Raw genomic sequence first — 14201 nt, forward strand, 5'->3', positions numbered from 1 at the left:
ACCTATGGCGTTAAAGGCGAGGGCCAGCCTACCCGTTGTGGGCACACGCTGACGCGGTGCCCCCTGCCGGGGCTGGCGGGTGGCTTCGCCCCCTCGACCCCCTTTAAAGCCCAAAGGCCAAAACCATGAAGCCGGAGCGCGACACCCGCAGCGCGTGGATTAAGCTGCGCGTCACTCCGGCGGAGAAGGAAGCCATCGCCGCCAAGGCTGCTGCCCAGGGCCAGACCGTGACGGATTTCATCCGCCAGCGTGCCCTGGACTACCGGCTGCGGCAGACGCCTCTGGAGAAAGAGCGCGTCCGGCAGCTCGCCCGCATCGGCGCGAACCTCAACCAGCTTGCCCGCTGGGCCAATATCCACAAGAGCCGCGCTGAAGCCCTAGACGTGCTTACCGCCCTGGTCAGCCTCGAAAATGCTGTCCGAACAGACACACCGCCCCCCGCATCCGCACCAGAGGAAGCGCCATGTACATGAAAGTTTTCCCTCACGGTCAGGGCGCGGGCGAAGGCCCCACCAATTACCTTGTGCGCGAAGACTACCCCGGACGCGACGCCCACCTGCCGGATGTGCTGCGCGGCGACCCGGAGGTGACGCGCTCGCTCATCGACTCGTTGGACACCAAATGGCGTTTCACCGCCGGGGCTTTGTCGTGGCACCCCGACGACACGGTGACGCCGGAGCAGGAGCAGCGCGTCATGGACGACTTTGAAGCTCTGGCCTTTGCCGGGTTGGAGGCGGGTCAGCGCAATATCCTCTGGGTGCGGCACGTTCACGCCGGGCACCACGAACTGCACTTTGTGATTCCGCGTGTGGAGCTTGCCAGCGGCAAGGCATTCAACCCCTGTCCGCCCGGTTGGCAGAAGCATTTTGACCTGTTCCGCGACCTGCACAACCACCGGGAGGGATGGGCCAGGCCCGACGATCCGGCCCGCACCCGCATGTACACGCCGGCCCATGCGGATTTGCACCGGGCGCGGCTACTGCGCTGGGGCAAGACACCCACGCCGGATGATAGAGCCACTGCCAAGGAGGCCATTCACGAATACGTGCAGGCCAAGGTGGAGCAAGGGCAGGCCTCCAACCGCGCCGAGGTGTTCATGGCCCTGCAAGAGGCCGGACTGGAGATCAACCGGGCAGGCAAGGATTACATCACCGTCAAAGACCCTGACAGCGGGGAGAAATTGCGCCTGAAAGGAGGCATGTATGCAGAACATTGGGACTTCAGCCAGTTCGTTGGCCGAACGAGTGAGGGTCAAGGCCGAACAGGAGCGGCAGGAGATGGAGAGCCTGACCCGGCAACAGTTCAGCGCCTTGAGCGAGAGCTTGCGGCAGTCATCGCAAAACGCGCTGAGTACAACCGAGGCCGCTATCCTCGCCCAGCTTGGGAATTTGGAAAGCAGCATCAGCTCCCGCAGCCGGACGCTGCACCGCGCCTTTGGTTGGGCATGCTTGCGGAGCCTGCTCCTGAGCCTGAGCATCCTGATGGGCGCGGGCCTGGGGGGCTGGGGCTTGATGACACTGGCCGGGAAGCAGGTATCGAACCTACGGACAGAGATAGTGACGCTCAAGGAGCAGAAAGAAGCACTGGAAACGGAGAGTGCCGCAATCTGGAACACTTTCAAGGGGCTGGAACCCCTGCGCTCAGAGGGCAAGGACTATCTGCTGACCCCGGAGGGCTGGACAATCATCAACAGCGGCATGGCGGGCAAGCGCGACGCATGGCGCATCGTGAGGAAATAGACCATGACCGAACTGGAACGGATGCTCAAAGAATCCCTGACGCAGACGGAACAGCTTCTGCGCAACAATCAGATCGCCCATTCCCAGACCCTGCAACACCACAGCGGGGAGCTGGCGACCCTCAAGAACGCAGTCCGAACCCTGCAAGCCGAACAAGCGGCCTTGACCGCGCACTTGACGCGCTTGAACGCTGTGTACGAGAGCTTACAGCCCTTGTTGAGGCGGTTGAACGCGCTGTTGCCCGGCAAGTAGAAAGATTGCGGGAGCGGCAACGCTCCCGTGGGCCGGGCATGGGGCTATAACGCGCGTTGGCCTTCTCCGGTGAGAATCCATACGGGGTTCGCATAGGTTTTCAAAAATGCCGTGCGCAGCCATTCTACAGGTATGTGCAGCCGCCGCCGTGCATCAGACAGCTTGGCGGGCTTGGTGTCCAAGAACTCCGCCAGCTCATAATAATTCGCGCACCCACTGACCGCATACAACCTCTGCTTTACAGCATCAAAGGCTACCGTGTCGGGCACGGAGTGGAAGGCGCATAACGGGCCGGTTGCATACCGCATATTTTTCACCTATAGGTAGTTTTTTCATCTATAGGTGAAAAACAAATCAAAGGCAATCGGATATGGTCTATGAATGAAAAAGACCAAATCCCGTGCCTTTGGCCCGATTCTCAAGCGCTTTCGCACCGAAAAGAAGCTCACCCAGGAAGAGCTGGCCGAAAAGGTGGGCGTGGTCACGTCCTACATAAGCATGATGGAAAGCGGCCAGAAATTCCCGAATCTGGAGATGTTCTTTGCGCTGGCCACAGCGTTGGAGATAAGGGCCTCAGCCTTGATTCTGGCTATGGAAGCGCACCACACAAACGACCATCAATAACATGCAGTCTGTTGCTGACGACATGTTCGGGCAGCACGCACATAGAGGAAAGGATGACCAGCCAAGTCCACAATCAGATTATCAGTTTCATATGGAGCATTGCGGACGACTGCCTGCGCGACATTTACACACGCGGCAAGTACCGCGACGTTATTTTGCCCATGACGGTGATCCGCCGTCTGGACGCGGTGCTGGAACCCACCAAGGACGCTGTGCTCGCCATGAAGAAGACCATGGACGGAGCAAAGATCAGCAATCAGACCCCGGCCCTGTGCAAGGCAGCAGGGCAAGCTTTCTGCAATGCCTCACCCTTCTGCCTCAAAGACCTGACATCCCGCGCCAAGGAACAACAACTCAAGTCCGACTTCATGGCCTATCTGGATGGCTTTTCGCCCAACGTGCAGGAGATTCTGGACAAGTTCAAATTTCGCGCGCAGATAGACACCATGTCCGAAAGCGGCATCCTGGGGGCTGTCATTGAGAAATTCGTGTCGCCGCTCATCAACCTGAGCCCCCAACCTGTGCTGCATGACGACGGCAGCGAGCGCCTGCCCGCGCTGGACAATCACAGCATGGGAACGGTGTTTGAAGAGCTGATCCGCCGCTTCAACGAAGAAAACAACGAAGAGGCGGGCGAACACTTCACCCCGCGCGACGTGGTGGAGCTGATGGCCGACCTTATCTTCAAGCCCATTGCCCACCGCATTCAGGACGCTACCTACTCCTGCTATGACGGGGCCAGCGGCACGGGCGGTATGCTCACCGTGGCGGAAGACCGCCTGCATGCCCTCGCGGCAAAGCAGGGCAAAAAGGTTTCCATTCACCTGTTCGGGCAGGAAACCGCGCCGGAAACGTATGCCATTGCCAAGGCCGACATGCTGCTCAAGGGCGAGGGCGATCAGGCCGAAAACATCGCCTTTGGTTCCACCTTGTCTGCCGATCAGTTCCCCACGCGGCAATTCGACTTCATGCTTTCCAACCCCCCCTATGGCAAAACATGGAAGGTGGACGCCGAAAAAATGGGCGGCAAGAAGGAAATTCTGGACAGCCGCTTTGTCACCAGCTTCAAGGATGATCCCAAGTTCAGCATGATCCCGCGCATCAGCGACGGGCAGTTGCTCTTTTTGCTGAACAATATTTCCAAGATGAAGCACGGCACCGAGCTTGGCAGCCGCATTGCCGAGGTGCATAACGGCTCGTCGCTCTTCACCGGCGACGCAGGCCAGGGCGAAAGCAATGCCCGCCGTTTCATGATTGAAAACGATCTGGTGGAGGCCATTATCGCCCTGCCGGAAAAGATGTTTTACAACACCGGCATCGGTACATTCATCTGGGTGCTTTCCAACCGCAAGGACAAGGCGCGACAGGGCAAGATACAGCTCATCGACGCTACCAGCCTCAAAGAGCCCTTGCGCAAAAATCTGGGCGAAAAAAACTGCACCATTGGCCGTGATTTGCGCCGCCAGATTCTTGAGCTGTATATGCAGTTTGAGGAAAACGAATACAGCAAGATTTTTGACAACAAGGAATTCGGCTACTGGAAGATAACTGTGCTCCAGCCGCTGTTGAACGCCAAAGGTCAACCGCAGAAAGACAAAAAAGGCCAGATGAAGCCTGACAAAGAGCTGACCGACACAGAGCAGGTGCCGCTGACCTATCCCGGCGGCATAGACGCCTTTGTGGAAAAAGAGGTGCGCCCCTTTGCCCCCAACGCCTGGGTGGACGAAGACAAGACCGTCATCGGCTATGAACTGAGCTTCACCAAATATTTTTACAAGCCCGTGCAACTGCGCACCCTTGAGGAAATCACGGCGGACTTGCGCGCGCTGGAAGCGCAGAGCCAGGGCCTCATGGCCGAGATTCTGGGGGATCTGGCATGAAGGGGTATGGGGAGTATAAATGCACAGATGAATTTTGGCTGCCCCAGATCCCTGCGCACTGGCAATTCCAAAAAGTAAAGCGCCTTTTCAGTGAACGAATTGAAAAAGGTCATCCTGATAAGCCCTTGTTGGCAGCAACACAAAATAAAGGTGTTGTTCTAAAAAAGGATTATGGATCAAGGACTGTAGAAGCAACGAAAGATCTCCACCTTCTGAAACTTGTGCGCCAAGGCGATTTTGTAATCAGCTTGCGCTCGTTTCAGGGGGGCATTGAATATTCCCACGCTGATGGAATCATCAGTCCTGCTTATACAGTAATGATCTCATCTTCAAAAATGGTGCCGGGATATTTTAGGTATTTTGCAAAAATTCCGTGTTTTCTTGATTTGTTGAAGGTCTGTGTAACAGGGATTCGAGAAGGCCAAAATGTTGATTACAAAAAACTGAGAGAGCACTCTATTCCTATCCCTCCCCGCGAAGAGCAAGACCAGATCGTGCGCTACCTTGACGCCAAGGTCGGCAAAATCAACCAGCTCATCAGGATCAAGCAACAACAGATTGCCCTGCTCAAAGAGAAGAAACAGGCCATCATCAATCAGGCCGTGACCAAGGGCCTCGACCCCAACGCCCCCATGAAAGACAGCGGCATTGCTTGGATAGGTCAGATACCTGAGGGGTGGGAGGTTCTTAAGATAAAGCAGGTCTCCAAAATTTTGCGGGGTAAGTTTAACCACCGCCCTCGAAATGATGAGCGCTTATATGGCGGGAAATTCCCATTTATTCAAACAGGGGATGTTGCACAGTCTGGTAAATATATTGAATCATACAAGCAAACGCTCAACTCACTTGGGTTTGCCGTAAGCAAAGAATTCCCTATCGGCACTCTTGTCATGACAATTGCCGCTAACATAGGCGACGTTTCAATATTGAAATTTAATGCATGTTTCCCTGATAGTATTGTTGGATTTATTCCGAGGTGTGCCAGCATAGAGTATTTGTACTTTTTATTTTTAGCGATGAAGCCAGAGCTATTGAAAGAAGCTCCTGTGAACACTCAGGGAAATTTGAATGTCGAACGGATAGGTCAAATGCTCATTCCCCTTCCAGAAGAAAGCATTCAGGAGGCTATCGTTCAAAAACTAAATATCCTTGATTCATTATATCAAAAGAAAATTACGATCATTGGTGAGGAAATTGCAACCCTCACCGAGTACCGCACCCGCCTTATCTCCGATGTGGTGACAGGCAAGGTGGATGTGCGCCATATCAATATTCCTGATAGCCTCACAATTGATATTGAAGAAGATTTCACCACAGAAGAAGCTGTGGATGGTGATGACGCAGATACTTTGGAATGCGAGGCCTAAGCAATGGATACTCAAGAGGAAAAGTTCCCCCCTCGGCAAAGCATTGCGGAGTGGTTTGCATCTCTTGGGTTGCAAGAAGATGCTAAAAGCGAAAGATTCATGGCTCAGTTGATGAAAGTCTTTTCGCGTAATAAATATTTATTTTTTCTGCTTATTGCGTGTGTTGCCATACCATTTTTAATAGTTCCTATTTTGTTTTTTGTTAATGCGTACACGCTCTTTCCTCCTTTGCCGGGAGTTGAGTACAAAGAGTGGGTCAGCTTTTTAGGTGGCTATCTTGGCGGAGCTATTACATTTGGTGGTGTTTTTCTGTCCATACGCCAAATGAAAAAGGCCCAGATAAGAGAAGAAGAGATTCGTAAAATAGAGAAAGAGTATGACGTGCTTTCTGATTTCGTACAAAAAATAGATCCATATTTTTGTAATAATACATACTATGAATTTGCAACACTTACATACATATCACGCGAACAGTATGTATCTTACTTGCATACAATGCAGAGTAAGATAAGCGAAAAGCTTTCATTAATAAACATTGATAATATTTATACAAACGCTGCAACAGAAATATTTGATATAATGAGCAAATGCGATGCTTGCAAAAATACATGCAATCTTTATAAAATTAAAAAAGAATTTATAGCCATCAACGCAAAGCAAGCCCATATTCGTGAAAGAATTATAGACGTACAAAGACTTGTTAAAAACAAGATTGACACAGTAAATATTATGAATCTTGAAAGCAATACGCGCATGCTGATAGAAAAATATCCAGGAGAGGATTTTTCAGAAAATCTACGTACTGTTGAGCAATTAAAAATCACTCTGGATAATGTTGACGAGCTAAAAATGGGTATTGTAAAAAATTTGGAAAAGCTGGTGGAAGACTATGTTAATGATTACATTCCAAAAATGATAACCCTTTTGAAATTTTATAAACATGAGCGTCTCAAGTCTGTAGCCAAACACTGCATGTAAAAGCTCTATGAGAGGTCATATGCACCCGCTCACCATGTTCCTCAAAATTGCCGCCGAGGCTGCCAGAGCTTCCACGCCGCCAGGAAGCACAGTAAATCAGGTAGCCAACGGGATTAAACAGGGCGTAGCCCTGCTTGATGGTCTAACGGCGGATACCCCCGCCAAACAGGCACAGGCAATGGCCGCACTGTTGTCAGAATCTGCTTACGCTAACTCTGCCTCGGAAAAAGAACGCTATGCCTTGACCATTGGGAATGCCGTAATGCTGGCTCTCGAAGGCGCACAGCATGTTCAGGCTGCTAACCAGCCAAGGCAAGCCTATTCGGCTGCCACTGCTACACCACCGTGGCTCCAGTCCTACCAAAACCAGAGCACTCAATTCACAACTGAGCTACAACGTCTTATGCGCGAGAGACAAGAGCAGCAACGCCAAGCAGAGGAAGAACAATGTGCATGGCGACTTCGCAGACAACAGGAGCTTGAGGAAAAAGATCGCCAGATTGCTGAACTGAAGCGCCGTCTTGGAATGTTGTAAGAATAACGACAGGAGCCGCCATGCCCGTACCCGCACAGCCAAAAATCTATCACATTGCCCATGTGGACAGGCTGCCCCACATCATCGCTGCCGGGTACCTCTATTCTGACGCCCATATGCAAACGCAGCAGGGCGTGGGCACCACCATTGGCATGTCCAACATCAAGGCACGCCGCTTGACCCTTGGCCTCAGCAGCCACCCCGCCTTGCGTGTGGGTGATTGCGTACCCTTCTATTTTTGTCCGCGTTCTGTCATGCTGTATTTGTTTTACCAAAACAACCATCCCGACCTCACCTACCGAGGCGGCCAAGACCCCATTGTGCACCTTGAGGCCGACCTGTATGCTGTAACCGCATGGGCTGACCAGAACCAAAAGCGCTGGGCTTTCACGAGCTCTAATGCTGGCTCATCCTACTTTGACGACTATCGTAATATTGCAGAATTGGATAAAATCAACTGGAATATTATTGAAGCAAACTATTGGCGGGGACATCAAGAAGAAAAGCAAGCGGAGTTTTTGCTTGAAGATGAATTCCCTTGGACACTGGTAGAGCGTATTGGCGTTAAGTCGAATGCCATTCAGCAACAGGTCAATATGGCACTGCGTGACGCTGCGCACACCCCCCCGGCAACTGTTATCCCAAGCTGGTATTATTGAGGTTTATCATGATTGAATACAAAAGCGGAGACATTCTCAAAGAGGAAGCCGACGCCATTGTCAATACCGTCAACTGCGTAGGTGTTATGGGGCGGGGCATTGCCTTGCAGTTCAAGAAGACCTTTCCTGCTAACTACAAGGCATACGAAGCTGCCTGTGAAAACAAAGCAGTCGTGCCGGGCAGCATGTTTGTGTATGCCACGGGCACGCTGACGGCACCGCGTTTTATTATCAACTTTCCAACCAAGAGACATTGGCGGGGCAAGAGCAGCCTTAATGATATTGAGGCAGGTCTGGATGACCTTGTCCGCGTGATTCAGGAGCGGGGCATCACCTCTATTGCCATTCCCCCGCTGGGATGCGGGCTAGGCGGGCTGGATTGGCCCACAGTGCGGACGGCTATTGAACAACGTCTTTCCGGCCTTGCCAATGTCCGTATCATTCTTTTTGAACCCAATGGTGCGCCCAAAAGCGAAGAAATGGCCCATGCTCCCAAGGCTCCGAACATGACCCCCGGACGCGCCGCACTGGTGTCGCTCATGGATCGCTATCTGCGGGGCCTGCTCGATCCCTTTGTGACACTGCTGGAAGTGCATAAGCTCATGTATTTTATGCAAACTGCGGGTGAAACGCTCAATCTTAAATATAAAAAAGCCACGTTTGGCCCCTATGCGGAAAATTTACGCCATGCATTGCACGCCATAGAGGGCTTTTATGTGACCGGGTATGCCGATGGTGGCGACGCGCCAGATAAGCCCCTCAGCATAGTTCCCGGCGCAGAAAAAGATGCGGCTACCATGCTTGCGCAGCATCCCGAAACGCAGGCACGCCTTGAGCGCGTATTCCAATTGGTGGAGGGCTTTGAATCATCCTTTGGGCTAGAGCTGCTGGCTTCGGTGCATTGGGTGGCAACCAACGAGGCCCCGAAATCCTTGGAAGCACTCACCCAAAGCCTCTACGCATGGAACCCGCGCAAAAAGAAGTTTTCGGAGCGGCAGATTGCCCTTGCCGCTGGCGTGTTGCAGGCCCAAGGCTGGTTGGAAGGCTGGTCAAAGCCCGCAGCACACGCATAGCAAGGATTGTCCCATGCCCACAAACATCAAGGAATCCGGCCTCGAATCGCTCATTGTCAGCCACCTTGTGCATGTGGGCGGCTATGAACAAGGCTGCAATGCCGACTATGACCGCGCTCATGCCGTGGATGTGCCGCGCCTGTTGCGTTTTCTGGAAAACACTCAGCCGGAGGAGTTTGCCAAAATCGGGGCCAACTCCGAGCTTGGCCGCCAGAAATTCCTTGATCGCGTGCAGGGTGAAATTGCCAAACGCGGCATTGTGGACGTGCTGCGCAAAGGGGTGCAAGCCTATCCCGCAAAGTTCGACTTCTTTTATCAGCTTCCTTCAGAAAAAAATGAGGCAGCCAAAGAACGCTTTGGTCAAAATATTTTCAGCGTCACCCGCCAGCTACAGTTTTCATCCGATCAAACCCGCCTTGCCCTGGACATGTGCCTGTTCATCAACGGTTTGCCCGTGATGACTTTTGAACTGAAAAACAGCTTCACCAAGCAGAACGTGGACGATGCGGTCAAGCAATACCAGAATGACCGCGATCCGCGCGAATTGCTCTTTCAGTTCAAACGCTGCATGGTGCATTTTGCGGTGGATGATGCGCGGGTCAAGTTTTGTACCCGGCTGAACGGCAAGGGATCGTGGTTTCTGCCCTTTGACAAAGGACACAACGACGGCGCAGGCAATCCCGTCAACCCGCACGGCCTCAAGACGGCCTATTTGTGGGAAGACATTCTGCAAAAAACTTCCCTTGCCGACATCATCGAAAACTACGCCCAGGTTGTTGCTGAAGTTGACGAGAACACCAAGAAAGTCAGCCATAAGCAGATTTTTCCGCGCTTTCATCAGCTTATGGTGGTGCGTTCGCTTCTTGCCGATGTACAGAGCAAGGGTGTTGGGCACAAGTATCTCATCCAGCATTCGGCGGGCAGCGGCAAATCCAACTCCATTGCCTGGCTGGCGCATCAACTGGTGGGGCTGCAAAAAGACGGCAAGGCCGTGGTGGATTCCGTCATTGTGGTGACGGATCGTGTGAATCTGGACAAGCAGATACGCGACACCATCAAGCAGTTCATGCAGGTGAGCAACACCGTGCAATGGGCGGAGCATTCCGGCGACCTGCGCAAGGCCATTGCCGGCGGCAAAAAAATCATCATCACCACCGTACACAAATTTCCGTACATTCTGGATGAAATCGGCAACGACCATAAGAATGCATCGTTTGCCATCATCATTGACGAGGCGCACTCCAGCCAGAGCGGCAGCCTGTCGGCCAAGATGAACATTGCCCTTTCCGGTGAGTACGCGACCGATGCGGACATGAGCATGGAAGATATGGTCAACCAGCTCATTGAAACACGAAAAATGCTCACCAACGCCAGCTATTTCGCCTTTACCGCCACGCCCAAGAACAAAACGCTGGAAATGTTCGGCGTGCCGTATGCTGAAGATGGCGAAACCAAGCATCGGCCCTTCCACGTCTACAGCATGAAGCAGGCCACGCAGGAAGGCTTCATCATGGACGTGTTGCAAAATTACACGACTATCAAGAGCTATTACAAGCTGGCCAAAACCATCACCGATGATCCGCTGTTCGACAAAAAGAAAGCCCAGAAAAAACTGCGCCATTTTGTAGAAAGCAACAGTGTGGCCATCAGCCGCAAGGCTGAAATCATGGTGGAACATTTCCACGCCCAGGTGGCGGGCAAGGGCAAGATAGGCGGCAAAGCCCGCGCAATGGTGGTGACAAGCAGTATCGACAGGGCGCTGGAATACTACACGGCCATCAACGGGCATTTGCAGGCTCGCCAAAGCCCCTACAAGGCCATTGTGGCCTTTTCCGGCGAACGGGAATACGGGGTCAACCCCAAGGCCACGGAGGATAGCATCAACGGTTTTCCCAGCTCGCGCATTGAGAAGGAATTCCGCAAGGATGAGTACCGCTTTCTTGTGGTGGCCGACAAGTTCCAGACGGGCTATGACGAGCCGCTCCTGCACACTATGTATGTGGACAAGGTGTTGACGGACATCAAGGCGGTGCAGACACTTTCGCGTCTTAACCGTGCCCATCCTCAAAAGCGCGACACCTGTGTGCTGGACTTTGCCAACGACACAGACACCATTGTGGACGCTTTTTCACGCTATTACCGCACCACCATTCTTTCAGCAGAAACAGACCCCAACCAGTTGAGCGACCTTATCCAAGTCCTTGAGCAGCATCAGGTGTACACCGAATATCATATTGATACTGTGGTGGACTTGTTTCTGCACGGGGCGGAACGAGACAAGCTTGACCCGTATCTTGACCAGTGCGCCGAAAACTACAAGGCGCTGATCCTTGACGACCAGATTGCCATCAAAAGCGCGGCGAAGTCGTTTGTGCGCCTGTACGGCTTTCTGGGGGCCATTTTGCCCTATGGCAATGCGGAATGGGAAAAGCTTTCCATCTTCCTGACCCTGCTCATTCCCAAGCTGCCCTCACCCAAGGACGACGACCTTGCCGAAGGCATCCTGAGTGCCATTGATCTGGACAGCTACCGCGCCGAGGCCCGTGCCGCCATTGATATGCAGCCCGAAGACGAGGACGCCGAGGTTGACCCCGTACCCAGCGGCACCGCTGGCGGCAAGCCGGAGGCGGAACTGGATCACCTCACGCAGATTTTGAATACCTTCAATGATCTCTTTGGCGGCATTGACTGGAAAGACGAAGACAATGTGCGACGTCAGATACGCGAACTGCCCGCTATGGTGGCGCGGGATGAGAAATACCAGAACGCGCTCAAAAACTCCGACAAGCAAAATGCTCGCATGGAGTGCGACAAGGCCCTTACCAATGCCGTGCTCAACACCATGCATGACAACGTTGAATTTTATAAACAATGCACTGACAATCCTTCCTTCTGGAAGTGGCTGTCGGACTTGGTATTTGACGTGACATATGCGGAGAAAAGCAAGGTGGCGTAAAGCGGCTTGGCTGCCTGATGTTGTTTTGACGTTCAACATGCGAGTGAGTGTTCATTATGGCCGTTCCTGATTTCCAAAGCTTTATGTTGCCTGTATTACGCTTGGCCGCCAACGGCCCGCTGCGAACAGCGGAAGCCATCGCTCAAGTTTCTGACGAATTTGGTTTGTCAGATGAAGACAGGCAGGAAATGCTGGCCAGCGGCAGGCAGACTCGCGTTGCAAACAGAGTATACTGGACGTTTGTTCACCTCACCAAAGCAGGCATGTTGCGGCGTGAGGCACGGGGCGTATACGGCATCACGCCGGAAGGGCAACAAGCCCTTGCTGAGAATCCTCAGCGCATTGATCTTAACTTTCTGATGGCCCGCTCTGAAAACTATCGCCAGTTTCGTAGTGTCACCACCACACCTGAAGCAGGCGAAGAGACAGGTTCGCAGCAGGCTCCGACCGCATCAGAAGAGGGAACCCCCGAAGAGCGTGTTGAAGCTGCCTTTGCCGAGTTGAACGCCGCTCTGCAATCTGATCTGCAAGAACGTGTGCAAGCTATGCACGATGCCGACTTTGAACGGCTGATTGTGAAGCTGATGCTTGGCCTTGGCTATGGTGCTGGCGGTCTTGGCAAAAGGACAGGCGGCTCAGGCGACGGAGCCATTGACGGCATCATTACTGAAGACGTGCTTGGCCTGGATGTGATCTACCTGCAAGCCAAGAAGTACGGACAAGATTCTCCCATTGGGCCGGATAAAATCCGCGAATTTGCCGGGGCAATGGACGCCCACGGCATCACCAAGGGGGTATTTGTTACCACAAGCCGCTATACCAGAGCGGCCCGCGAATACGCCGAGCGCAGTCACAAGCGCCTGCGCCTTATTGATGGCAACGAGTTGGCACGCCTTATGGTGCAGCATGGTATCGGTGTGCGGGGCTACAGGACTCTGGAATTGAAAAGGCTGGATGTTGATTTCTTTGAGGAGTTGGGGGAGTGAAGTAGCTGAACGCTTCGAAATCTTAGAAGCCATTATAATAAGCGGTAACTCAATGAAATCAAAGGCGAAGGAATTACTGGATAGAGGGATAGCGGCAATGGTTGCTGCCATTGAAATCTATAATAAACCTAGCTTTCCATACCGCACAGAAGCATTTTCAATTTTAGCAATTAACGGCTGGGAGCTTCTATTAAAAGCAAAATTGCTTGCTGACAACAAAAACAAATTAAGCTGCTTGTATGTATACGAGTCAAGAACAATATCTGGCGGCAAAAAAAGCAATAAAAAATACATCAAGCGAACAGATGCAAACAACCCATTCACACATAGTCTAAGCTATTTGGGGAAAAAGCTTACAGAAAATAAAATTCTTCATCAACTAGCTTGGGATAATATACAAATATTGATTGAACTACGGGATTCTTCTGTCCATTTTTACAATCAATCTCCCGCATTCAGGGCTCGTCTTCAGGAAATTGGCGCTGCTTGTGTAAAAAATTTTGCTACGGCTGTCTGGGACTGGTTTGGTAGAGCTCTCTCTGAGTTTGAGCTACATCTTATGCCTATTGCTCTCATTGATTTGCCTTCCTCTGTTGATGGATTTATCCTCAATGCTGAAGAGAAAAACTTTTTGTCTTTTCTTGAACACTTTGAAATACAGGAAGAAAATCACACATCTGACTACTCAATATCTGTAAATATAGAGTTAAATTTTGTTCGATCAAAGGCGAAGGGCGCCCTAAGCGCCCAAATTACTAATGACCCTAATGCGCCTGCTGTTCGGCTTACACCAGAGCAAATCCGTGATAAATATCCTTGGGATTATAAAATGCTGACAGCAAAGTGCCAAGAAAAGTATTCAGACTTTAAAGTAACCAAGAAATATCACGATATTCGTAAGGCGCTGGAAATCAATGCTCAGTATGGGAGAATACAATATCTTGATGACAGCAAGCCTAAAAGTGGCAAAAAGCCATACTTTAACCCTAATATTCTAAAGGAATTTGATAAGCACTACACAAAGAAAGATGACATCCAGTTGGCTTGAGGGCTCGTCCCGCGAAGGTTAGAAAATGGTTAGGAGCGTGGTTAGGACACCTACCTTGCGCCGTCTATTTTTTCTGACCAACAGGAAGAGCACCGCACCAAGCT

Annotated in this window: 13 protein-coding genes; 12 read left to right on the forward strand and 1 reads right to left on the reverse strand. The window is 52.0% G+C overall.

Translation table 11 applies throughout. The features are described 5' to 3' along the window. The first annotated feature begins 125 nt into the window (after positions 1–125). Together BCS36_RS11675 and BCS36_RS11680 are read left to right on the forward strand one after the other, a co-directional pair. Positions 126–473 (forward strand): MobC family plasmid mobilization relaxosome protein, encoded by a 348-nt coding sequence (locus tag BCS36_RS11675; protein WP_164561361.1) that lies wholly within the window; start codon positions 126–128, stop codon positions 471–473. Further along, positions 464–2041 carry a relaxase/mobilization nuclease domain-containing protein gene (locus BCS36_RS11680; RefSeq protein WP_164561360.1) on the forward strand — a complete coding sequence of 526 codons (1578 nt, stop codon included), beginning with the start codon at positions 464–466 and terminating at the stop codon, positions 2039–2041. The genes BCS36_RS11675 and BCS36_RS11680 overlap by 10 nt, the downstream gene beginning before the upstream one ends. On the opposite strand, the gene BCS36_RS11685 is transcribed toward BCS36_RS11680, so the two are convergent. Next, on the reverse strand, positions 2036–2299 hold the full coding sequence (locus BCS36_RS11685) for a hypothetical protein (protein ID WP_291303060.1): 264 nt from the start codon (positions 2297–2299) through the stop codon (positions 2036–2038). The genes BCS36_RS11680 and BCS36_RS11685 overlap by 6 nt on opposite strands. 73 nt (positions 2300–2372) lie before the next feature. Between BCS36_RS11685 and BCS36_RS11690 the strand changes: the two genes are divergently transcribed. The 10 genes from BCS36_RS11690 to BCS36_RS11735 all read left to right on the forward strand — a co-directional run bounded on the left by BCS36_RS11690 (position 2373) and on the right by BCS36_RS11735 (position 14097). Further along, on the forward strand, positions 2373–2615 hold the full coding sequence (locus BCS36_RS11690) for a helix-turn-helix transcriptional regulator (RefSeq protein ID WP_164561359.1): 243 nt from the start codon (positions 2373–2375) through the stop codon (positions 2613–2615). Positions 2616–2668: 53 nt separating this feature from the next. Next, the gene (locus tag BCS36_RS11695) at positions 2669–4495 is read left to right on the forward strand and encodes a class I SAM-dependent DNA methyltransferase (RefSeq protein WP_164561358.1); all 1827 of its coding nucleotides are present in this window, start codon (positions 2669–2671) and stop codon (positions 4493–4495) included. After that, a complete protein-coding gene (locus BCS36_RS11700) occupies positions 4492–5862 on the forward strand; it encodes a restriction endonuclease subunit S (RefSeq protein WP_206215566.1) in 1371 nt (456 codons plus the stop codon). Before BCS36_RS11695 ends, BCS36_RS11700 begins: the two co-directional genes overlap by 4 nt. A gap of 3 nt (positions 5863–5865) precedes the next feature. Beyond that, complete coding sequence (locus BCS36_RS11705) at positions 5866–6840, forward strand: hypothetical protein (protein ID WP_164561357.1); 975 nt, start codon at positions 5866–5868, stop codon at positions 6838–6840. 19 nt (positions 6841–6859) lie between these two features. Further along, positions 6860–7375 (forward strand): hypothetical protein, encoded by a 516-nt coding sequence (locus BCS36_RS11710; protein WP_164561356.1) that lies wholly within the window; start codon positions 6860–6862, stop codon positions 7373–7375. A gap of 20 nt (positions 7376–7395) precedes the next feature. Beyond that, the gene (locus BCS36_RS11715) at positions 7396–8034 is read left to right on the forward strand and encodes a DUF4433 domain-containing protein (RefSeq protein ID WP_164561355.1); all 639 of its coding nucleotides are present in this window, start codon (positions 7396–7398) and stop codon (positions 8032–8034) included. A gap of 8 nt (positions 8035–8042) precedes the next feature. Then, positions 8043–9107, forward strand: a complete 1065-nt coding sequence (locus BCS36_RS11720; RefSeq protein WP_164561354.1) for a macro domain-containing protein — start codon at positions 8043–8045, stop codon at positions 9105–9107. 13 nt (positions 9108–9120) lie between these two features. After that, positions 9121–12063 (forward strand): type I restriction endonuclease subunit R, encoded by a 2943-nt coding sequence (locus BCS36_RS11725; RefSeq protein ID WP_291303061.1) that lies wholly within the window; start codon positions 9121–9123, stop codon positions 12061–12063. Between the two features lie 83 nt (positions 12064–12146). After that, the gene (locus BCS36_RS11730) at positions 12147–13049 is read left to right on the forward strand and encodes a restriction endonuclease (RefSeq protein ID WP_291303062.1); all 903 of its coding nucleotides are present in this window, start codon (positions 12147–12149) and stop codon (positions 13047–13049) included. Next, a complete protein-coding gene (locus BCS36_RS11735; RefSeq protein WP_206215565.1) occupies positions 13018–14097 on the forward strand; it encodes a DUF3644 domain-containing protein in 1080 nt (359 codons plus the stop codon). Before BCS36_RS11730 ends, BCS36_RS11735 begins: the two co-directional genes overlap by 32 nt. Positions 14098–14201 lie beyond the last annotated feature (104 nt).

Origin of the sequence: Desulfovibrio sp. MES5, from assembly GCF_002237645.1 — a bacterium.
Taxonomy (GTDB): Bacteria; Desulfobacterota; Desulfovibrionia; order Desulfovibrionales; family Desulfovibrionaceae; genus Desulfovibrio.